The sequence below is a fragment of the Nocardioides speluncae genome, from assembly GCF_003121585.1.
Classification (GTDB): Bacteria; Actinomycetota; Actinomycetes; order Propionibacteriales; family Nocardioidaceae; genus Nocardioides; species Nocardioides speluncae.
Genome location: NZ_QEOO01000037.1, coordinates 1 through 21,152 on the forward strand (window position 1 = coordinate 1; position 21,152 = coordinate 21,152).

General features: G+C 71.3%; 19 protein-coding genes and 1 pseudogene. 11 read left to right on the forward strand and 9 right to left on the reverse strand.

Annotated features, from left to right (window positions below; genetic code table 11):
* Together DDV73_RS19780 and DDV73_RS19785 are read right to left on the reverse strand one after the other, a co-directional pair.
* A pseudogene (locus tag DDV73_RS19780) lies at nucleotides 1-359 on the reverse strand (HNH endonuclease signature motif containing protein); the annotation flags it as partial.
* A 356-nt stretch (nucleotides 360-715) separates the two neighbouring features.
* On the reverse strand, nucleotides 716-922 hold the full coding sequence (locus tag DDV73_RS19785; RefSeq protein ID WP_109508995.1) for a hypothetical protein: 207 nt from the start codon (nucleotides 920-922) through the stop codon (nucleotides 716-718).
* Between the two features lie 68 nt (nucleotides 923-990).
* Here DDV73_RS19785 and DDV73_RS19790 point away from each other — a divergent pair, with 68 nt between their 5' ends.
* A complete protein-coding gene (locus tag DDV73_RS19790) occupies nucleotides 991-1,392 on the forward strand; it encodes a VOC family protein (RefSeq protein WP_109508996.1) in 402 nt (133 codons plus the stop codon).
* Here the strand turns inward: DDV73_RS19790 and DDV73_RS19795 are convergent.
* A complete protein-coding gene (locus tag DDV73_RS19795; protein ID WP_109508997.1) occupies nucleotides 1,389-2,246 on the reverse strand; it encodes an alpha/beta fold hydrolase in 858 nt (285 codons plus the stop codon). The genes DDV73_RS19790 and DDV73_RS19795 overlap by 4 nt on opposite strands.
* Nucleotides 2,247-2,445: 199 nt before the next feature.
* Between DDV73_RS19795 and pstC the strand changes: the two genes are divergently transcribed.
* The 8 genes from pstC to DDV73_RS19840 all read left to right on the forward strand — a co-directional run bounded on the left by pstC (nucleotide 2,446) and on the right by DDV73_RS19840 (nucleotide 13,578).
* The gene (gene pstC, locus DDV73_RS19800; protein ID WP_240617383.1) at nucleotides 2,446-3,462 is read left to right on the forward strand and encodes a phosphate ABC transporter permease subunit PstC; all 1,017 of its coding nucleotides are present in this window, start codon (nucleotides 2,446-2,448) and stop codon (nucleotides 3,460-3,462) included.
* 2 nt (nucleotides 3,463-3,464) lie between these two features.
* Nucleotides 3,465-4,634, forward strand: a complete 1,170-nt coding sequence (locus tag DDV73_RS19805) for a PstA family ABC transporter permease (protein ID WP_109508998.1) — start codon at nucleotides 3,465-3,467, stop codon at nucleotides 4,632-4,634.
* On the forward strand, nucleotides 4,631-6,283 hold the full coding sequence (locus tag DDV73_RS19810; protein WP_109508999.1) for a phosphate ABC transporter substrate-binding protein PstS: 1,653 nt from the start codon (nucleotides 4,631-4,633) through the stop codon (nucleotides 6,281-6,283). Before DDV73_RS19805 ends, DDV73_RS19810 begins: the two co-directional genes overlap by 4 nt.
* Nucleotides 6,283-8,928 carry a hypothetical protein gene (locus DDV73_RS19815; protein WP_109509000.1) on the forward strand — a complete coding sequence of 882 codons (2,646 nt, stop codon included), beginning with the start codon at nucleotides 6,283-6,285 and terminating at the stop codon, nucleotides 8,926-8,928. Before DDV73_RS19810 ends, DDV73_RS19815 begins: the two co-directional genes overlap by 1 nt.
* Nucleotides 8,929-8,933: 5 nt before the next feature.
* A complete protein-coding gene (locus tag DDV73_RS19820; protein WP_154402823.1) occupies nucleotides 8,934-9,893 on the forward strand; it encodes a sortase in 960 nt (319 codons plus the stop codon).
* Between the two features lie 109 nt (nucleotides 9,894-10,002).
* On the forward strand, nucleotides 10,003-11,829 hold the full coding sequence (locus DDV73_RS19825; RefSeq protein WP_109509002.1) for an Ig-like domain repeat protein: 1,827 nt from the start codon (nucleotides 10,003-10,005) through the stop codon (nucleotides 11,827-11,829).
* Between the two features lie 199 nt (nucleotides 11,830-12,028).
* A complete protein-coding gene (locus tag DDV73_RS19830; RefSeq protein WP_206051020.1) occupies nucleotides 12,029-12,802 on the forward strand; it encodes a phosphate ABC transporter ATP-binding protein in 774 nt (257 codons plus the stop codon).
* A gap of 26 nt (nucleotides 12,803-12,828) precedes the next feature.
* A complete protein-coding gene (locus tag DDV73_RS19840) occupies nucleotides 12,829-13,578 on the forward strand; it encodes a lytic transglycosylase domain-containing protein (protein ID WP_240617384.1) in 750 nt (249 codons plus the stop codon).
* Nucleotides 13,579-13,594: 16 nt separating this feature from the next.
* Here DDV73_RS19840 and DDV73_RS19845 read toward each other — a convergent pair whose 3' ends face one another.
* The 5 genes from DDV73_RS19845 to DDV73_RS19865 form a co-directional block, all read right to left on the reverse strand.
* Complete coding sequence (locus tag DDV73_RS19845; protein ID WP_109509003.1) at nucleotides 13,595-14,176, reverse strand: dihydrofolate reductase family protein; 582 nt, start codon at nucleotides 14,174-14,176, stop codon at nucleotides 13,595-13,597.
* A 66-nt stretch (nucleotides 14,177-14,242) separates the two neighbouring features.
* Entirely contained in the window at nucleotides 14,243-15,082 is an 840-nt protein-coding gene (locus DDV73_RS19850) for a helix-turn-helix domain-containing protein (protein ID WP_109509004.1), read from the reverse strand.
* Nucleotides 15,083-15,104: 22 nt separating this feature from the next.
* Complete coding sequence (locus DDV73_RS19855; protein ID WP_109509005.1) at nucleotides 15,105-15,506, reverse strand: arsenate reductase ArsC; 402 nt, start codon at nucleotides 15,504-15,506, stop codon at nucleotides 15,105-15,107.
* Complete coding sequence (locus DDV73_RS19860; protein ID WP_109509006.1) at nucleotides 15,506-16,183, reverse strand: arsenate reductase/protein-tyrosine-phosphatase family protein; 678 nt, start codon at nucleotides 16,181-16,183, stop codon at nucleotides 15,506-15,508. Before DDV73_RS19860 ends, DDV73_RS19855 begins: the two co-directional genes overlap by 1 nt.
* A gap of 68 nt (nucleotides 16,184-16,251) precedes the next feature.
* Complete coding sequence (locus tag DDV73_RS19865; protein WP_109509007.1) at nucleotides 16,252-17,079, reverse strand: helix-turn-helix domain-containing GNAT family N-acetyltransferase; 828 nt, start codon at nucleotides 17,077-17,079, stop codon at nucleotides 16,252-16,254.
* A gap of 67 nt (nucleotides 17,080-17,146) precedes the next feature.
* Here DDV73_RS19865 and DDV73_RS19870 point away from each other — a divergent pair, with 67 nt between their 5' ends.
* The gene (locus DDV73_RS19870; RefSeq protein ID WP_109509008.1) at nucleotides 17,147-18,493 is read left to right on the forward strand and encodes an NAD(P)-binding domain-containing protein; all 1,347 of its coding nucleotides are present in this window, start codon (nucleotides 17,147-17,149) and stop codon (nucleotides 18,491-18,493) included.
* Between the two features lie 112 nt (nucleotides 18,494-18,605).
* Complete coding sequence (locus tag DDV73_RS19875; RefSeq protein WP_109509009.1) at nucleotides 18,606-20,405, forward strand: Ig-like domain repeat protein; 1,800 nt, start codon at nucleotides 18,606-18,608, stop codon at nucleotides 20,403-20,405.
* Here DDV73_RS19875 and DDV73_RS19880 read toward each other — a convergent pair.
* Nucleotides 20,387-21,151, reverse strand: coding sequence for an alpha/beta fold hydrolase (locus DDV73_RS19880; protein WP_109509010.1), 765 nt, complete (start codon nucleotides 21,149-21,151; stop codon nucleotides 20,387-20,389). The two genes, DDV73_RS19875 and DDV73_RS19880, sit on opposite strands and share 19 nt — an antisense overlap.
* Nucleotide 21,152: the final 1 nt, after the last annotated feature.

Consider the following 21,152-nt stretch of genomic DNA (forward strand, 5'->3'; position numbering starts at 1 on the left):
AGGTCGCCGCCCTGGACCCGAGCCCACAGCCGCGGTAGCCGGTGCCGCAGCTCTACCGCGTGGCCGAGCAGGTGCTTCCCAGCGTCGGTGGTCAGCCCGAGCGCGGCGGCGAGCTCGGCGACGCACCACTCGGCGACCAAGGGGGTGCCGTCGCCGGCGATCGGGATCCCGGCGCCGTGCTCCCAGTGCGCGGCCGCGTGGTGGTCGGCAGTGGCGGGGTGGAGGTCGGCCCACTCGACAGCGGCGGCCAGGATCCGGGCTTCGGCGGCGTCGGCGGCAGCCCGGTCCGCGCGCAGCCCGGCCAGCAGCACGGCCGGTGCGGCCGTGCTGCCGGTCGGGGTGAACGCGGTTGCTGTCATGGCTCCACTGAACCAGCAGCCGCCGACATTTTCACGCTCAGAACCCCGGTTGTGGATAACTTTCCGAAGAAACCTTCGAAGTCGCCATCAACACGCGGCCTTCCTCTCCTGTCCGGTCTGTTCGCGCCGTGCTCACCGGCGACCCGTCGTACTCCTGCTACGACCGCGAGACCGCGCCGTCCAGGTAGAACGGACGCCCCTTGGGCAACCTTGCATATTGCTCAGGTGGAGGCCTATTCCAGCCAGCCAGCCCTGCTCGTCGAGATCGTCGAGCCGGGTGAGTCCACGCTGACGATGACCTGCACGGCGCGACGGAGTATTACGAGCCGCCCAGTCGGGGCGATCCCTTCGTTGCTTCAGAGCCAGGTCGCATCCTTCCCGTACTGCTCCCACGCGGCGTTGAGGCGGGCCGGGTCCGAGTGCTGGTCGGGGTGGATCTGAAAATCGAACCGTGTCGCGCGCATCACCATCCAGATCGCGTTTGCGAGGTCGGTGTACTCGTCGTCGGTCATGTCTTTGCCATCGCTTGACTGCTCGACGACGATCTTGAGCTCGCGCATCATCTGAGCATTGTCGCGCGCTCGGCGAAAACCGGTCGACGGCCGGGCGAGGCGGTACGAGACTGCCGGTCATGACGTCCTTCATCTCGCACACGACCGTCAACGCGGTCGACGCCTACAAGCAGTCGGAGTGGTGGAAGCAGGTGCTCGGGTACGAGGACATGCCGGGCGACCCGAACCTGCCGGGCCACGAGGAGTGCATGATCCGCAAGCCGGACGGCTCGCACCACCTGCTGTTCATCGACGTCGACAACGCCAAGCCGGACGGCGTGCGCAACCGGATCCACTTCGACCTGCGGCCGGCCGAAGGCAGCCGGGACGAGGAGCTGGAGCGGCTGCTCGGGCTAGGCGCGAGTGTGGTCGACGACCTGCGCGGCAAGTACGGCCCGGGCACCGGCTGGGTGGTGCTCGCCGACCCGGAGGGCAACGAGTTCTGCATCCTGCGCTCCGAGGCCGAGCTGGAGACCTCCTAGGCCAGGAATGACGTGAGCGCGTCGGCCACCGCCGTAGGGTTCTCGAGCTGCGGGTAGTGCCCGGTGGCCGGCTCCTCATCGAGGACAACCAGCTCAGCGGAAGGCATCCGCTCCCGGATCCGCGGCAGCACGTGCGCACCGCTGACCGGATCCGCCGGCCCCCAGACGAACAGCGTCGGGCCGGCGTACGACTCGAGCGCCTTGACCCAGCGAGCGCTGTGCTCGACGCGGTCGTTGATGTAGCGGAGCAGCGCGTGCTGGATCCGCTTGCCACCGTTGCCGGACGCGGCCAGCCACATCTGGTGCAGCGTCTCGTCGGAGACCGGACGGCCGAGGATCTCGTGCATCGCGGCCCGGTAGGTCCGCTCGGTGGCCAGCCGGCCCAGGACGCCACCGAGCGGTCCGTGCAGCATCCGCTGGACGCGCAGCGGGCGGTGCAGGTCGGCGTACAGGCCGCCGTTCAGCCAGGTCATCGCCGTGATCCGCGCGGAGTCGCGGTCGAGCAGCTCCTGGCCGACCGAGACGCCGTAGTCATGGGCGACCAGCGCGGTCTCGGCGATCCCGAGCCGCGACCACAGGGCCTCGACGATCGTCGCCTGCTCCAGGATCGAGAAGGCATGGCCCGTCGGCTTGTCGCTGGCACCGAAGCCCAGCAGGTCGAAGGTGGTGACCCGGCAGCCGGCAGCCACGAGTGCCGGGACGATCGGCGCCCAGTCGTGTGAGGACGTCGGGAACCCGTGGATCAGGGTGACCGGCCGTCCGCCCTCCGGCCCGTCCTGGCGGAAGAAGATGTGGTGGCCGGCGAGCTCGACCCGTTCGCCCTCGGCTACCCAGGTGTCCAGTGACGGCTCCATGCGGCGAGCGTAGTGGGAGGGCTAGACCAGCCGGCACCGAACGTCCCGACGTCGTTTCCCGGCGATTCACGTAGAAGGCGGCGCGTGGTCCCCGGCCGCTCGGAGGATCAGTACGGCGACTGTCCACCGGCGGTCGTCGTACCGCCGCCCTTGAGCGACGCCCATCGGGGGGCCCGTTCCTACCTGCCAGGAATGTGCGTTGACGACGTTGCCGCAGCTGGACCCTCTCCTGCCCGAGGACACCCCGCGCAGGCTGGCGTCGGCGAACACCGGTTCTGACTGGGTCTTCGCCCAGGTCAGCCGGACGATCGGCGCCTCGGTGCTGCTGATCACCGGCAGCATCGGCGCCTTCCTGGCGTGGCAGTCGGTGCCGACCTTCAAGAGGTACGGCGTCAGCTTCCTCACCGAGCAGCAGTGGCAGCCCGAGGCCGACGTACTCGGCATCGCCGCGGTCCTGGTCGGCACCCTGCAGATCGCCACCCTCGCGATCCTGATCGCGTTCCCGCTCGCGCTGGCCACCGCGCTCTACATCAGTGAGTACGCGCCCGATGGGCTCAAGCCGACGCTGGTCTCGCTGGTCGACCTGATGGCGGCGGTGCCGAGCATCGTCTACGGCCTGGTCGGCGTCTACCTGCTGATGGAGCACGGCGGGCCGGAGTTCGCGCTCTGGCTGCACCAGCACCTCGGCTGGCTGCCGTTCTTCGACGTCCCGACCTCGGACCCGAGCGCCGCGATCTGGGACCAGACCCGCTACATCAAGTCCGCGTTCATCGCGAGCATCGCGGTCGCCGCGATGGTGCTGCCGATGGCGTGTGCGGTGATGCGCCAGGTGTTCTCGCAGACCCCGCAGGGTGAGAAGGAGGCGGCACTCGCGCTCGGCTCGACCAAGTGGGGGATGGTGCGCACGGTCGTCCTGCCGTTCGGTCGCGGCGGCATCATCGGCGGCACCATGCTCGGCCTGGGCCGGGCGCTCGGCGAGACGATCGCAGTGCTGCTGATCGTCTCCCCGGCCTTCGAGATCAAGTGGAGCATCACCGAGGTCGGCACCAACACGGTCTCGGCACTGATCGCAGGCCGGTTCGGCGAGGCGTCGGCGTCACAGCTCTCCGCGCTGCTCACCGCCGGCTTCGTGCTGTTCATGATCACGCTGGTCGTCAACAGCTTCGCCGCGGTGGTCGTGAACCGCAGCCGCTCCGGCGCCGGGACGGACGCCTAGTCATGAGTACGACGACCACACCGCCGCCCCGGACCGCCCGGACCCAGCTCCCGTCACGGGAAGACCTGCCGCCGGCGTACCCGCGGGTGGGTGTGGGCGCCCCCACGGCCGAGGAGCGCTTCGTCCGGATCGGGTCCTGGGCAGCCGGGTTCGCGCTGGCGTGGATCCTCACCCAGCGCGTGCTCCCGCTCGGCGGCCTGCCGTGGCTGATCGTCGCCGGCTTCGTCTGCGGCCTGCTGGTGACCGCGGTGACCACCGCGATGACCGGCTCCCGGGTCGACGTCGCGGACCGGCTGATGGCCTCGATCATCACCGGCGGCGCGGTGGTCGTCCTCCTCGCGCTCGCGACCACGATCACCTTCACCTTCCTCGAAGGCTGGCGGCCGCTGGTCCACCTGAACTTCTACTACGACGACATGGCCGGCGTCGGGCCTCGCGACCCGCTGAACAAGGGCGGCATCGGCCACGCCATCCTCGGCTCGCTGATCGAGCTCGGCATCGCGATCGCGATCACCCTGCCGCTCGGCGTCGGTACGGCGGTCTTCATGGTCGAGATCGGCGGCAGGTTCGCCCGGCTGGTGCGCACCATCGTGGAGGCGATGACCGCGCTGCCGTCGATCGTGGCCGGCCTGTTCATCTACGTCACGATCATCGTCGGCCTCGGCATCCCGCCGTCGGGTCTCGCCGCCTCGCTCGCGATCTCGGTGATGATGCTGCCGATCATCGCCCGCGCCGCCGACGTCGTGCTCCGCGTCGTACCCGGCGGGCTGCGGGAGGCCAGCCTCGCGCTCGGCGCCAGCCGCTGGAAGACGGTCTGGCACGTCGTGCTGCCGACCGCACGCCCCGGCCTCGCGACCGCGCTGATCCTCGGCGTCGCCCGCGGCGTCGGCGAGACCTCGCCGGTGCTGCTCACCTCCGGCGCCGCCAGCTTCTACGTCTGGAACCCCAGCGACGGGGTCATGAACTCGCTGCCGCTCTACATCTTCTTCGCGGTGCGCAGCGGCGAGCCGCTGCTGATCGTGCGCGGCTTCGGCGCCGCCTCGGTGCTGCTGGCGGTCGTGCTGATCCTCTTCGTCACCGCCCGGTTGCTGGCGCGGCCCCGGAGCAACCGCTCCCGGTCACTTCGGCGTACCAGAGTCCGTCCCGACCACAAGTCCGTGGAGACCCCATGAAACTGGCTCGGATCGCGCTGGCGATCACCCTCGTCACTCTCGGCGCCCTCGGCCCGGCCGCCCCGGCGCGCGCCGCCGCGGCGTACGCCCAGATCGAAGGCACCGGTTCGACCTGGTCGAAGAACATCGTCGACCAGTGGATCGCCGACGTGGACCGGTTCGGGATCAAGGTGACCTACACCGGCGGCGGCTCGTCGGTCGGCCGCAAGAACTTCGCCAACCGGACCACCGACTTCGGCATCTCCGAGATCCCGTACCAGGGCACCGACGAGCAGGGCCAGGCCGACACCAGCAACGGCCGCGACTTCGCCTACCTGCCGATCGTGGCGGGCGGGACCGCGTTCACCTACCACCTCGAGGTCGGCGGACAGCTGGTCAAGAACCTGCGACTGTCCGGGGACACCATCGCCAAGATCTTCACCAACCAGATCACCGAGTGGAGCGACTCGGCCATCACCAGGGACAACAACGGCCGCAGGTTCCCGAAGCTGCCGATCACGCCGGTGGTGCGCTCGGACGGCTCCGGTACGACGGCCCAGTTCACCACCTGGCTGGACGACCAGTACTCCTCGATCTGGCGCGACTTCTACCCGCGCGGCGGGCTGACGTCGTACTACCCGCGCCAGGGCCGCGCGATCGGCGCCGCCGGCTCCGACCAGGTGATGAACACGATCTCCAGCTCGGCCGGCAACGGCACCATCGGGTACGTCGAGTACTCCTACCCGGTCAACGAGGACTACCCGGTCGTGAAGGTGCTGAACCGGGGCGGCTACTACGTCGAGCCGACGCAGTACAACGTCGCGGTGGCGCTGACCAAGGCCCGGATCCAGGACCGCGACCCGAGCGCCGAGGACTACCTGACCCAGATCCTCGACGACGTGTACGCCGCGAAGGACCCGCGCGCGTACCCGCTCTCGTCGTACTCCTACATGCTGATCCCGACCGCGGCCGACGACACCCGGATGACCACGGCCAAGCGGCAGTCGCTGGTCGACTTCATGTTCTGGGGACTCTGCGAGGGCCAGGTCAACGCCGGTCCGTTCGGCTACTCGCCGCTGCCGCTCAACCTCGTGCAGGCGGGCTTCAAGCAGCTGGGCCGGCTCAAGCGCGCCGACAAGGACGTCGACATCGCCAACCGCGACGCGACCAAGTGCCACAACCCGACCTTCGTCGCCGGCGACCTGAAGCGGAACCGGCTCGCGGAGATCGCGCCGCAGCCCGCTGCCTGCGACAAGGTGGGCGCAGGGCCGTGCGGCACCGAGACCGGCAACAACCTGCCGTCCACCGACGACCCGGACGACCCGGGGAACGACGGTGGGGACGACGATCCGGGCGGCAATGACGGCGGGGACGATCCCGGCGGCGACGACGGGAACGGTCCGGGCAGCAACGCCCCGGGCAGCGACGACCCGTCCGGTACGCCGGAGATCGACCCGGAGACCGGGCAGCCGATCGACGACGACGACAACCTGGCCGGCGACGACTCGGTCTACGCCAACCCGACCGAGCTGTCGGCCAACCGGCCCGCCGACGCCCGGGTGTTCGGCTGGGTGGCGGCAGCCGAGCTGCTGGCGCTGGTGCTGCTGCCCGGCCTGTTCGTGGCGGTGCTGCGGCGCCGTACCGCGGCCAAGCGGAACGGGAGCTTCTGATGTCGCGCCGTACGACGATCGGCGGCGGCCTCCTGGTCGCGTCCGGACTGCTGCTGGCGAGTCTTCCGGCTCTTGGTTTCGAGACGGTTGCTAGCGCAATCTCCTCAACCAGCGGTCCGGCGGCGGCGGCGAAGGACGGGTACTCCGAGACCAAGACGCTGACCCGGGTGTTCGACAACGAGGGGCAGCCGCTGGTCGTGGACGAGCGCCGGGTGACGGTCAAGGTCAACAGGACCCAGGAGCTGCGCGGCCGGGAGCGGATCCGGGTCAGCTGGACCGGTGCGCACCCGAGTGCGGCCCGGGCGGCGAACCCGTTCGGCGAGGGTGGCCTGGCCCAGGAGTACCCGGTCGTGATCCTGCAGTGCCGCGGCCTCGACGACCCCGACCTGCCGGCGGCCAAGCGGCTGTCGCCGGACACCTGCTGGACCTCGACCCGGATGCAGCGATCGCAGTCGGTGGTGCCGCGGGTCGCGATCTGGCAGCAGGACCTGCACGCCACGGCTGAGGACAAGCAGCGGCAGAGCGGGATGCGGCCGTGGCCGAGCGGCGAGCAGTGCGTCGACATCACCTCGTTCGCCACCCGCCTGACCCCGTTCCGGGCCGCCAACGGCACCGTCTACCCGGCCTGCAGCGCCGAGACGATGCCGCCCGAGGCGGCGGTCGGGGCGGCGTTCCCGCCGGCCGAGGTCGCGGCGTTCAGCGACGCCAAGGGCGCCGGCGAGGTCAAGTACGAGGTCCGCTCGAACGTCGAGAACGAGTCGCTCGGCTGCTCCGACAAGGTGCCCTGCTCGCTGGTGGTGATCCCGATCATGGGGCTGTCCTGTGTGGACGGCGCCGACGCCCGCGAGTGCCGCCAGCACGGGCGGTTCCCGGCCGGGTCGAGCAACTTCGCCAACGAGGGCGTGGACGCGGCGGTGTCGCCGGTCTACTGGTGGGCCAGATCCAACTGGCGCAACCGGTTCAGCGTGCCGCTGACCTTCGCGCTGCCGCCGGACGCGTGCGACGTGCTGGACCCGCGACCGCCGGTCGGCTTCTACGGCTCCGAGCTGCTCGCGCAGGCGTCGCTGCAGTGGGCGCCGGCGTACTGCCTGAACAAGAAGCGCTTCAAGTTCCAGCACAGCCGGATGTCGGACAAGGCGGCCTTCAAGCTCATGGAGAACGGCGAGGCCGTCGCGGCCTTCGTCTCCGGCGAGCGGGAGAGGTCCGGGGACGACCGCGTCGGCTACGCGCCGACCGGCGTCAGCGGGTTCGCGGTCGGCTACATCGTGGACAGGCCAGAGAACGCCGGTGAGTTCACCGACCTCCGGTTGACGCCGCGGCTGCTGGCCAAGCTGCTCACCCAGTCCTACCCGGCGTCCGCGCTCGGGGTCGGCCACAAGGGGATGAAGGGCAACCCGCTCTCGATCAACCTGGACCCGGAGTTCCAGGCGCTCAACCCGGGCCTGGACACGATCTCGCGGGAGGCGGCGGCCACCGTGCTGTCGCTGTCGGAGTCCTCGGACGTCATCTCCACGCTGACGGCGTACCTCGCCGAGGACCCGGAGGCGATGGCGTTCGTCGACGGGACGCCTGACCCGTGGGGGATGCGGGTCAACCCCACCTACCGCGGCATCGACCTGCCGACCGACGACTGGCCGCTGCTCGACACCTACGTCCCGGACGTCGACCAGGAGTGCCTGAAGGCCAACCCGGCGCCGTACCTCGGCCAGGTCGCGGCACCGGTCAACACGCTGCGCGCGATCGCCGAGGCGGTCCTCGACGCCTGGCCGAACGTGCAGACCCGCTGCGACCGGCCCACGCCGACCGACCCATGGAAGCTGGGCCGGATCGACCGGCAGGGCATGGGCGCCCGGATGATGCTCGGCATCGTCAGCCTCGGCGACGCCGAGCGCTTCGGCCTGCGTACGGCGCGGCTCCAGGCCACCGGCCCGGCCAAGCCGCAGTCACGGTTCACCGCCGCCGGCCGGGTCTTCACCGGCCCCGACCCGGTGAGCCTGGCGCACGCGGTCCGGCTGGCCGAGCAGGACGAGACGTACGAGCCGTTCACGATCAGCCAGACCGCGCTGCGGCGCAAGGCGAAGGCCTACCCCGGGACGATGATCGTCTACACCGCAGCCCGGCTGAGCGGGATGGCGAAGGCGGACGCGAGGACCGTCGCCGAGTTCATCCGGATCGCCACCACCGAGGGTCAGCGGCGCGGCTTCGGCAACGGCCAGCTGCCGGGCGGCTACCTACCGCTGAGCAGGACCGGCGCCACCGGGCCGCTGTTGCGGTCGGCCAACCAGGTCGCGGCCGCCGTCCTCGAACAGAAGGCGCCGGCCGACCAGGACGACGATCCGTCCGACGACCCCAGCAACGGCAACGGGCCGGGCGGGGACGACGACCCGGACGACCCGCCGTTCCCCGACCCGAGCGACCCCGACGAGCCGTCCGACGCGCCCTCGGACGACGACGTACCGTCCGGCTCGCCGTCGGCCTCGCCGAGCGCCCCGGACTCGGCCGAGGCCGAGCCGGCGCCGGGATCGACGCCCGCGCTGGGCTCGACCTGGGCCGGTCGGCTGCTGCCGATCCTGATCTCGGTCGGCCTGGTCGCGTCGGTCGTCGCCGGGTTGGCGCGGGCGTTCTCCCGCGGGGGCGACCACTAGTGACCATGACCGCCCCCGGTCGGCGAGCGGCACCGCTCGTGCCGCCACCACCATCGAGCCGGACGCCGGTACCGGAACGGGTGCCGGCCCCGAGCCCGCGCCGTCGCGAGCCTCGGCCGCCGGACGGCGGCGACGAGGCGCTGTCGGTGTTCTCGTCGATCTTCACGATGGTGGCGATCTGCTCGCTGTGGTTCGTCGCGCAGATGCTGTTCCTCGGCGGGCTCGCCCAGGAGCGCTCCCAGGACCTGCTGTACGCCGAGTACCGCGAGCAGCTCGCGGCCGCGACCGCGCCGATCGAGCCGGGTACCGATCCCGGCCGCCCAGTCGCGCTGCTGTCCATCCCGGACATCGGGCTGCACCAGGTCGTGGTCGAGGGCACCGCGTCCGGTGACCTGCTCGCCGGACCCGGGCACCGCCGCGACAGCGTGCTGCCCGGCCAGGCGGGGGCATCAGTGGTCTACGGCCGGGCGTCGACGTACGGCGCGCCGTTCGCCGAGCTCGCGGACCTTACCGCGGGGGACCGGATCGACGTGGTCAGCGGCCAGGGGAGCACGACGTACACAGTGCGCGGCGTGCGCCGGGCTGGCGACCCGCTGCCGCAGGTGCTGGAGCCGGAGGAGGGCGGCCTGACCCTGGTCAGCGGCGAGCGCGCGGGCTGGTGGTCTGCGCTCTCGCCCGGCGAGGTGCTGTACGTCGACGCGGTCACCCGCAAGCCGTTCCCGTCGGCAGGCAGCCCGCCCGGCGAGGCACTGCCGGAGTCGGAGAAGGCGTTCGCGATCGACCAGGGCGCCCTGCCGACCCTCGTCCTCTGCCTGGCCGCCCTGATCGCGCTGACGCTCGGCGTGATCGCGGCCCGCCAGCGCTGGTCGACGGCCCTCGTGTGGGTGATCGCCTCGCCCATCGCGGTGGCGCTGTCGTGGATGTCGACGGATGTGGTGATGCGGCTGTTGCCCAACCTGATGTGACCGCCCGCAACTGTCCCACCCCAGTTGTCCGGGGCTCGGCCCGGCAGTCAGAGAAACCCCAGTAGTAGATCCAGAAGTCCGTTTCCTTAGATCCCACAGGAGATCCCTGATGTCTGCACGCAGGTTCCTCGCCGGCGTCGTGGCAGCAGCCGCTGCCTCGTCGCTCGCACTGGTCGCCTCACCCGCGACTGCTGACCCGAGTTTCACACCAGTCGAGGCCGACGTCGTCGGCGTCGGCTCCGACACCACCCAGTTCGTGATGAACTTCCTGGCCGACGGCACCGGGCCTACGCAAGGCTGGAACGACACCCACGCCACCGGTCGCTTGGCCAGCTTCGACGCGATCGGCGGCTCCGCGACCGTCGTCCTCAAGGAGGGCTCGGCACCGATCACCCGGCCGAACGGCTCGACTGCCGGCAAGAACCTGCTGCACGGCGCGGGCAACAACGCCGATGTCGACTACGCTCGCTCGTCGTCGGCGCTCAGCGCAGCCGAGGTCAGCGCGGGCCTGCAGGCGTTCCCGTTCGCGGTCGACGGCATGAGGATGGCGGTGAAGGCGACCGGCTCCAACGCGCCGGCCGCGATCACGAGCGCCCAACTGCTCGGCATCTACAAGGGCGAGATCACCAACTGGAGCGAGATCGGCGGCACCGCCGGCGTCATCAAGCCGTACGTCCCGCAGACCGGCTCCGGAACGCGCGCCTTCTTCCTCGCCCAGCTCAAGGCGCTCAACGGCGGCACCGACCCGGTCCTCGCGCCGCACGTCGGCGAGACGCAGGAGCACTCCGACGCCGACATCAAGGACAACCCGAACGCGGTCGCGCCGTACTCGACGGGCCGGGCCAAGACGACGCCCACGATCAAGCTGCTCGCCGACTGGAGCGCGGCCCGTGCGCTCTACAACGTGGTGCGCGGCGCGGACGTCAACCGAGCGGACCTGACGGCGGTGTTCGGCAGCGCCGGCTTCGTCTGCTCGACCGGGGCTCGCCCGCTGATCGAGGCGGCCGGCTTCGACCAGCTCGCGACCCCGGCCAACGGCGGCGTCTGCGGTGAGCCCACCCAGGTCGCGACAACGAACTTCACCACCAACGCACAGCTCGCGACCACCACCGCGCTCGCCGGCTCCTCGCTGAAGGCGGGCAACGCGCGCCTGGTCGCCACGGTTGCGACCGACAGCGTGATCCCCGAGGGCACCGTCCAGTTCCTCGAGGGCGCGGTGGTCAAGGCCACCGGTGCGGTCGTCCAGGGTAAGGCCACCGTCGACGTCAACGGCCTGACCGCCGGCAACCACACCTTCACCGCGAAGTACCTCCCGGAGGCCGGAAGCAACTTCGACCCGTCCACCTCCGCGGCCAAGACGGTCCTGGTCAAGAAGGCGTCCACCACCACGGTCTCCTTCTCGCCCAGCGCCCCGGCGTACGGCAAGGCCGCGAAGGTGCTGGTCTCGGTGACCGCCTCGGGCAGCACGCCCACCGGCTCGGTCTCGATCAAGGTCGGCACGGCCGCGGCGAAGACCGTCACCCTGGTGAGCGGCAAGGCCAGCCTGACCCTGTCGTCGTCGCTGAAGGCCGGTTCGCACACGGTCTCGGTGAAGTACAACGGCAGCACGTCGATCGCGTCGTCCACCTCGACCAAGACCCTGAAGATCGCCAAGGCCAAGCCGGCGCTCACCGAGAGCTTCCCGAGCACGGTCCTGGCCGGCAAGCTCGCCAAGGGCACGGTCAAGGTCGCGATCTCCGGCTCGACGGTCAAGCCGACCGGCAAGGTCGTGATCAAGCGGGGTACGACGGTGCTCAAGACCATCACCCTGGTGAGCGGCCAGGCGACCGTGACCCTGCCCAAGCTTCCCAAGGGCACGATCACGCTGACCCTGAACTACTCGGGCAGCAGCAACGTGCTGGCCGGCAAGAAGTCCTTCACCATCATCCAGAAGTGACCCGGCCGGGTGGGCGCGGCAGCCGGCCGCGCCCACCCGCACCACCTCGAACGAGAGCAGCACCGTGACCACAGAACAGACCCAGTCACAGCCGCAGCCAGGCGACGAGACGAGGGTGATCCCGGTCGTTCCCGTCGGCCCGCCGGCACCCGGCGACGGCATCATCCTCACCAGGCCGCGGGCGCCGAAGGCCGGCCAGCTGGCCGAGCTGGAGGCGCGCGACGTCTCGGCATGGTTCGGCCGCCGCAAGGTGCTGGACCGGGTCTCGCTGACCATGCCCGCCGGCCAGATCACCGCGCTGATCGGGCCGTCCGGCTGCGGCAAGTCGACGTTCCTGCGGATCCTGAACCGGATGCACGAGCTGGTGCCCTCGGCGGCGCTGGCCGGTGAGGTGCTGCTCGACGGGCGCGACATCTACGACGCCGACCGCAAGCTCACCGATGCCCGCCGCCAGATCGGGATGGTCTTCCAGAAGCCCAACCCGTTCCCGGCGATGTCGATCCGCGACAACGTGCTGTCCGGTCTCAAGCTCACCGGCACCCGTGCCTCGAGGCGGCTCAAGGACGAGCTGGTCGAGTCCTGCCTGACCAAGGCCGGGCTATGGAAGGAGGTGCAGGACCGCCTGCACCAGCCCGGCGGGGGGCTCTCCGGCGGCCAGCAGCAGCGGCTGTGCATCGCTCGCTCGCTCGCCGTACAGCCTCGGGTGCTGCTGATGGACGAGCCCTGCTCCGCGCTGGACCCGACCTCGACCCGGGTGATCGAGGAGACGATGCTCGAGCTGGCCCAGGAGGTGACGATCGTGATCGTCACCCACAACATGCAGCAGGCCGCGCGGGTGTCCTCGCAGTGCGCGTTCTTCCTCGCCTCGCACGGCACCCCCGGCGTGATCGTCGAGCACGGCGACACCTACGCGATGTTCAACCACCCGCAGGACCAGCGCACCAACGACTACGTGAGCGGCCGCTTCGGGTGAGCCTCCAGGGTCGACAGGGTCCGGTGTTGATCGGATGGGCGGCACTGGTGGTCGTCCTGCTCAGCGGTACGGCGGCGCTCGCCGGCCAGCTGCGCTCCGACGTCGCGCCGATCCCGCCGTCCAACGTCGCCCGGCTCTCGGTCGCCGAGCCGTCGGTCGCGGGTCCGGGCGGCGTTGGCGGCACGGGCGGTGCGTCGGCCGGCGGGCCGCGCCTGGTCGCCGACGAGCGCTGGGCGCGCGCGGTGGCGGCGGCCACGGGCATCCCGGTCCCGGCGATGCGCGCCTACGGCACCGCCACCCTCCGTCTCGGCTCCGAGCAGCCCGGCTGCCGGCTCGGCTGGACCACGCTCGCCGGGGTCGGCCGGATCGAGTCCGCGCACGGCACCACCGACGGCCGCCGGCTGCGCGACGACGGCACCTCGTCGCCGCCGATCATCGGGCCGGCCCTCGACGGCAGGCCCGGCTTCGCCGCGATCCGCTCGACGTCGGCGTCGATGGCCTGGCACGGCGACGACACCTGGGACCACGCCGTCGGCCCGATGCAGTTCATCCCGTCGACCTGGGAGCGGTGGGCCGCCGACGGCGACAACGACGGCACCGCCGACCCGCTCGACCTCGACGACGCGGCGTACGCCACCGGCCGCTACCTCTGCGCCGGCGACCGGGACCTGTCCACCGGCCTCGACTGGCACGCCGCGATCCTGTCGTACAACCACTCCCGCGACTACGTCACCGACGTGTACGACGCCGCCGTCGCCTACGCCGCCGCTGGTTGAGTTCCGCTCCGGCTGGTCAACGGCGCACCCGATAGCGCAGGTGAAGCACCCGGTTGCCCTGAAGCACCACGTCGGGATCCTCCAGCAGGTGCTGCGCGTGGACCGACCCGAAGTAGCGCTTGCCGGACCCGAGAACGACGGGTGCGACGTCCATGCGCACCTCGTCGACCAGACCTGCGGCAAGCACCTGGCCACCGACATCGCCGGCGGCGACCTCGACGATGCGGTCACCCGCGAGCTCCTGCGCCTTGGCCACGGCTGCCTCGACACCGTCGACGAAGTGGAACGGCGCCTCGGGGTCCCAGCCGTCGGGCGCCGGCCGGTGGGTCACGACGACCACATGGTCGATGCCGGCCGGAGGCTTCCCGTCCCAGCCGTCGGTCAGGTCGAAGACATGGCGGCCGGCGATCGTGACTCCGATCTGGTCCCAGTACGCCCGGGTGTGGTCGTAGGACGCCTGCGACACCTTCAACACACCGCTTTCGTCCAATGGGACGTCACCGCTGGTCAACCAGTCGAACAGCGGTCCGGGCTGGTCGCTCTCGTCCGCGATGAAGCCGTCCGCCGACACCGATGCGTACATGACTACTTTGCCCATCGGGCTCTCCTCTGCTTGGGATGCCGTCAGGTTAGAGACCTCGGGAGCCGTCGCTCTTGTAGGAAATCAATCGGCCGGCAGCGGCCAGCCGTCTATGGCGTGGCCAGGATGTTCGCGCAGGAACCGCCGCCGGACCTCGACGTACCGGGTCGGCGTGAGCCCGGTGAACGACCGGAACTCGTGGCCGAAGTGGGCCTGGTCGAAGTAGCCTGCGCGACCGGCGAGGTCGGCCCAGTCGATCGGCTCGGCGGGGTCGATCGCGAACGCGGCCGCGGTGAAGCGCTGAGTGCGGGCCAGCCGCTTCGGCGTGACGCCGACGAGCTCTTTGAACCGCTGCGCCAGATGAGTGCTGCTGACACCGGCCGTCGCGCTCAGGTCGCCGATCGCCACCGCCCCGCTGGTCGCCGCAATGACGCTGCTCGTATGGCGGACCAGCCCCAGGCCGGCGGTCTCGCGCAGCCGTCGCATCAGCTCCTCCTCGAGCAGCGTCAGCATCTCGTGCGGCCCGTCCGCCGTGGCCAGCCGGTCTCGCAGCTCGGCAACGGCTGCCCGGCCCCAGACCTGCTCGACCGTCAGCGGGCGGTCACATAGCTCGGCCGCGGGCATCGGCAGGAACGGCGCCAGCCCCCACGGCTTGATGTGCGCGCCGACGGACGTGGTCCGGAGTGGGTAGCCGAACTCCCACGCACGGGTGGGCGTGGTGACCACACAGCCGTCGGCGTACTCGGCCGTCTCGATGTCGGTGCCGGAGCGGATCCGGAACGGCGCGCCGAGGTTGACGATGAGCAGCGCCGACGGTGCCGGGGGCAGCGTCAGCCGGGCGTACGGCGGCGCACCCTCCAGGTAGTAGAGGTCGTCGATCAGCCCGTCCAGGGGCGGTCGCGGCGCTCTGGACACGTACTCCATGCCCACAAGCATCGCCGGTCGGCTAGCCGACCGGCACGTCGAGCTCGCCCAGCAGGCGGCGTACCCGCTGCTCGATGTCGTCACGGATCGGGCGGACGGCTTCGACGCCCTGACCTGCTGGGTCGTCGAGCGCCCAGTCCTCGTAACGCTTGCCCGGGAAGACCGGGCAGGTGTCGCCACAGCCCATGGTGACCACCACGTCGGCGGCGCGCACGGTCTCGTCGGTCCACGCCTTCGGGAACTCCCGGGAGATGTCGATGCCGACTTCCTGCATCGCCGCGACGGCAGCGGGGTTCACCTCGGCCGCGGGCTCGGAGCCGCCGGACAGGGCGACGGCGCGGTCACCGGCCAGGTGCTGGAAGAAGCCCATCGCCATCTGCGAGCGGCCGGCATTGTGCACGCAGAGGAACAGCACGGTGGTCATCAGGAGCTCCTGTCGGGGCCGGTTTGAGTGAGAGCAGTCGCGAGCCGGTCGACCCGCTGCAGGATGTCGGTGGCGACGAGGTCGAACGCAGCGGCGGTCCCGACCCGGACCGGGTCCTTGACCGACCAGTGCAGCCGCTCGCCCGGCGCCAGCTCCTCGTGGACCTGGTCGCAGACCGCGACCACGAGGTCCCCGGGCGCGAGGTCGTCGATGGCGCTGGTGGTGAGGCCGTCCATGTCGAGGCCGTGCCTGCGCCCGGCGCGGACCGCCTTGGGATGCACGCGCGCGGCCGGGTGAGTGCCGGCGGAGCGGACGGGGAGCGTGCTGGTACGCCGCCAGGCGGCGGCCGCGAGCTGGGAGCGGGCTGAGTTCTGGGTGCAGACGAAGACGACCTGAGCGGGCTGTGGCAGCGATGTGCCCGCCGCGGCGGCGACCGCGGGGTCGTCGGTGCGCAGCCGGACGTAGGTCCGCCGCCGGTCGCCCTCGGACCGCTCGCGCGCGATCACGCCGGCCTTCTCCAGCACCCGCAGGTGGTGGGCGAGCAGGTTGCTTGGCATGTCCAGCGCCTGGCCCAGCTCGCTCGCCGACCGGTCCGAGACGGCGAGGTGGTCGACGATCGCGAGCCGGCCGGGGTCGCCGAGGGCGGCGTACACCTGGGCGCGGCGGGCGATGGCCATCGACTAGCTCCTCAGCAGTTATTGTCTCAATAGTTGCTGAGATAGTTCCGCAGCGTCAAGCCATGCGCTCAGTCGACGGCGCGGCGCCGCTCCAGCAGGACGGTGTCGCGCCACTTCCCGTCGAGCTTGGCGATCCGGGTGCGGACCGCCAGCGTGACGTAGCCGGCCGAGTGATGGAGGGCGAGCGAGGCGCGGTTCTCCGGGAAGATCGAGGTCTGCAGGGTCCATAGGCCGTTCGCGTCGGCCTCGTTGACCTGGCGGTGCAGCAGCGCCTTGCCGACGCCCCGGCCGCGCGCCGACTCCGCGACGTACACGCTGGTCTCGCCGACACCGGAGTAGCAGTTGCGCCGCGACACCGGCGTCACGCCGGTGAAGCCGACCACCTCGTCGCCGGCCTCCGCGACCCAGCGGTGGCCCGGTAGCCAGTGCTTGGCGAGCGCGGCCTGGGACGGGACCTTGGTCTCGAAGGTGGCGTTGCGGGTCGCGATGCCCTCGGCGTAGATCTCCCGGACTCGGGGCAGGTCGCCGTCGGTCATCGCCCGCGTGGTCACGTCGGCAGGCAGGTCCTCGGGGCAGCACGGCGGCGCGGAGAGCGTGCCCATCACCACGTCGGCGGCGTGCGGCAGGCCGGTGCAGCAGGCCGGGTTGACCGTGACGACCGACGCGGTGCCGACCTTGTCGACGCTGACGAAGCCGACCTCGGCCAGGCGGCGTACGTGGTGCGAGCAGGTCGACTGGCTGATGCCGAGTGCCACCGCGAGGTCGCCGATCTTGATCGAGCCGCCGGGCGCGGTCGACACCGCGTGCAGCAGCCGCACCCGGGTGGCGTCGGCGAGGGTGGCGAACCACTCGGCGTACGTCGCGGCGGCGTCGGTGCCGAGTCCGTGAGCAGTCATGTCACGACCTTACATCGATCGAGATCGATGGTTGAATTCATCGATGTTCATCGATAGAGTCGCCGCCATGACGACAACGCCGCCAACCCACCCGCTGGTCATCGTCGGAGCCGGGCCGATCGGACTGGCCGCCGCCGCCCATGCTCACGATCGCGGTCTGCGGACCGTCGTCCTGGAGGCGGGACCGAGCGCCGGTGCCGCGGTCCGGGAGTGGGGCCACGTCCGGCTGTTCTCGCCGTGGAGCGAGCTGGTCGACCAGGTCGCCGAGAAGCTGCTGGCCCCGACAGGGTGGGTGCGGCCCGAGCCCGCGTCGTACCCCACCGGCCGGGACTGGGCCGACCAGTACCTCACGCCCCTCGCGCAGGCGCTGAGCGCCACCGACGAGGTGGACGTGCGGTTCGGTCACCGGGTCGTCGGCGTCGCCCGGCACGGCCGCGACCGGATGGTCGACTCGGGGCGCGAGCAGGCGCCGTACACCGTCCAGGTCGAGACCGCGTCCGGTCCGCTGCGGCTGACCGCCTCAGCAGTGGTCGACGCCTCGGGCACATGGGGCGTGCCGAGCCCGCTCGGCGGCGACGGGCTGCCGGCGGCCGGCGAGGCCGAGCACGCGGACCGGATCTTCTACGGCATCCCGGACCTCACCGACGTCCACACCCGGCAGCGGTACGCCGGGAAGCACGTCGCCGTCGCCGGGACCGGGGCCTCCGCGCAGAACACCCTGGTCGCCCTGACCTCGCTGGCCGCGGAGCACCCGGGCACTCGAGTGTCCTGGCTGGTCAGGCGAGCGGCGACCGGCGACGCCTTCGGTGGCGGCGACAACGACCAGCTCGCGGCCCGCGGCGCGCTCGGCAAGAGTGCGCAGGCGGCGGTGGCGTCGGGTCCGGTCACGGTCGTCACCTCGTTCCGCACCGCCGAAGTGAGCGCCGAGGAGGCCGGCACGCTGCGGCTGACGGCGTACGACGGGTCTGCCGTCGAGGGCGTGGACGAGGTGATCGTGGTGACCGGGTTCCGGCCGGACCTCTCCTGGCTCTCCGAGGTTCGCCTGGAGCTGGACCCGGTGCTGTCGGCGCCGGTTGCCCTGGCACCGCTGATCGACCCGAACATCCACTCGTGCGGCTCGGTCGAGCCGCACGGCGTCGCCGTCCTGGCCCAGCCGGACGCCGGCTTCTACCTGGCCGGGATGAAGTCCTATGGACGCGCGCCGTCGTTCCTGGCGCTGACCGGGTTTGAACAGGTGCGCAGCATCGTCGCCTCGATCGCCGGCGACCACGAGGCGGCCGAGCAGGTCGAGCTGGTGCTGCCGGAGACCGGTGTCTGCGGTGGCTCCGGCCAGTTCGACGGCCAGGCGGAAGCTGGTGGGTGCTGCGGGCCCGCCGCCGCCGACCTACTCACGATCGGATCCCGCCCGGCCTAGGAGTTATCCACAGCTTGGGCCCAAAGTTGGCCGAACAGGGGACATTGTCGGAGGCTCCCGATACCGTCGCAGCCGCGAGGTACTCGACCACCGAGATGACGGGGGAATCTTGATGTCTGTACGACGGTGCGCCGGCGCGCTCACAGCGCTCGCGTTGACCATCGCCCTGGCGGCGACGACAACGTCCGCCGAGGCGGATCCGCCGTTCGTGCCGAAGAGCAGCGACCTCATCGGGGTCGGGGCCGCGGAGACGCAGGCCGTGCTGGGCCAGCTCGCCGCGCAGTGGAACGCCACCCACAGCTCGGGCCGGATCGCCTCCTTCGACGCGACCGGCTCCGCGCAGATCCAGCTCGACGAGGCCCACCTGCCCGTCAACCGGCCGACCGACTCGGCCTCCGGCAAGGCGATGCTGTACGGCGCGGGCAACAACTCCGACGTCGACTTCGTGCGCTCGGTGACGGCCAACAGTGCGGCCGAGGGCGACGCCGACCTCAGGATGTTCCCGTTCGCCCGTGACGGCCTCGGAGTCGTGGTCTCCGCGACGGCGACGCACGCTCCGGCCTCGCTGACCGGCGCGCAGCTCCTCGACATCTACACCGGCGATGTCACCGACTGGGGTCAGGTCGGTGGCCAAGCCGGCTCGATCAAGCCGCTGGCGCCGCCCGCCGGCTCGTTGACCCGGCGGGCTTTCGACGCCCAGCTCAAGGCGCTCAACGGCGGCGCGGCCCCGACGCTGGCGCCGACGGTCACCGAGACGCCGGAGCACTCCGATGCCGCGATCAAGAGCGAGCCGGACGCGGTGGCGCCGTACTCCCTCGGTCGCGCCGAGTCCAGCTCCACCCTCGACCTGACCGGCGGATGGCGGGCGACCTGGCCGGTCTACAACGTGGTGCGCTCGAGCGCGGTCACCCAGTCCATCGTCAAGGCGGTCCTCGGCACCGACGGCCTCATCTGCTCCGGGGAGGCTCGGGCGCTGCTCGAGGCGGCCGGCCTCCGCCAGCTCGCCCGGCCGGCCGAGGGCGGCGTCTGCGGCGTCGCGACCGGTGACCCGACCACCAACCTCACGCTCAACCCGCTGAGCCTGACCACGACCACGCTGACCGCTTCCTCGCCCGCGGCCAGCACCGCGCGGCTGACGGCGAAGGTCATGGCGGGCGATGTGCCCGCCGTCGGCTGGGTGGAGTTCCTGGACGGGAACACTCCGCAGGCCGCGGTCCAGCTGGTCGGCGGCGTGGCGGCCAAGACCCTGACCGGGGAGTTCCCGGGCCAGCACACCTTCCGGGCGAGGTACACCCCGGACGACGGGTCCGGGTTCGAGGGATCGACCTCGCCAGGGGTGGCGCTCATGGTCCGCCGCTCCGCGACGACCTCGATCTACGCGTACCCGTCCAGCCCGAGCTACGGCAAGTCAGTCCAGATCCGGGTCTCGGTGTCGAGCTATCCGGTCCCGTCCGGGCAGGTGACGATGCGGTTCCGGGGCACGACCCGGGGTCTGCGGCTCGCCGGCGGCAAGGCCGCCTTCACGATCTCGGGGCGCACGCCCGCCGGGCGGTACCCGGTCACCGTCAGATACGGCGGCAGCCCGACCCACGCGCCGTCGGCCGACTCGCTCACGCTGATCATCAAGAAGGCCAAGGTCACCGCGACGGAGACGTTCCCGTTCCAGGCGCTGAAGGGGCAGCGTGTCAAGGGCGCCGTCCGGCTCCGGGTCGAGGACTCGTCGGTGGTCCCGACCGGAAAGATCCTGATCAAGCGCGGCAGCAAGCTGCTGGCGACGGGGTGGCTGCGCAGCGGTACGGCGAGGCTCCGGCTGCCGCCCCTGGCCAAGAGCCTCAACACGCTCACGATCGTCTACCCCGGCAACGCGAACTTCGCGCGCTACCAGCGGAGCCTCTACATCTTCCGGAAGTGAGCTCCGAGTAGGTCGAGGACCCTCGCCGGGTCCTCGACCTGCGCGTTGTGGCCGAGCCCGGTCAGCGTGACCGGCCCCGGTGCGTCGGCCACCACCGCGGCGAGCTGGGCGTCGGTGACCATCGCGTCGTACTCGCCGCGGGCCAGCCGCACCGGGCAGTCGACGCGGGCGAGCAGGTCGGCGATGTCCGGCGTGCCGAAGCCGAAGGTCGCCGGGTCCTGGGCGAGCTGCCAGCCGTACTTCTCGTCGCGCAGGCCGGCCTCGACCGACGGGTCGTCCGGCTCGACCAGGCCGACGAGTCCGGACAGCTTGAGGTAGCGGGTGGCGGCCTCCGCGTGCGTTGGGTAGGTCTTGGGCGTTCGCGTCGCCTGCTTGGCGGCGCCGGCGACGTCCTCGGGTGGCCAGTGCACCTTCACCCCGAACGCCGCGACCCGGGTCACCGCCGGCGTCCGGGACGCGAGCTCGAGGCCGATCATGCCGCCCATCGAGTGGCCGAGCACCCACACCTCACGGTCGGCGGGGACCAGCGGCCGCAGCGCCTCGGCGTAGTCGCCGAAGGAGTACGACGTCAGCCACGACGACCGCCCGTGACCCGGCAGGTCCGGCGCCAGCCAGGCCGGCCCGCCGGGCTCGTCGAGCAGCGCGATCGCACCGCGCCAGACCTCGGCGGTCGCCCCCAGGCCGTGCAGCAACAGCAGGACCGGTCCTTCGTCTGGGCCACCGTGCGCGGCGTACACATGAGTCATG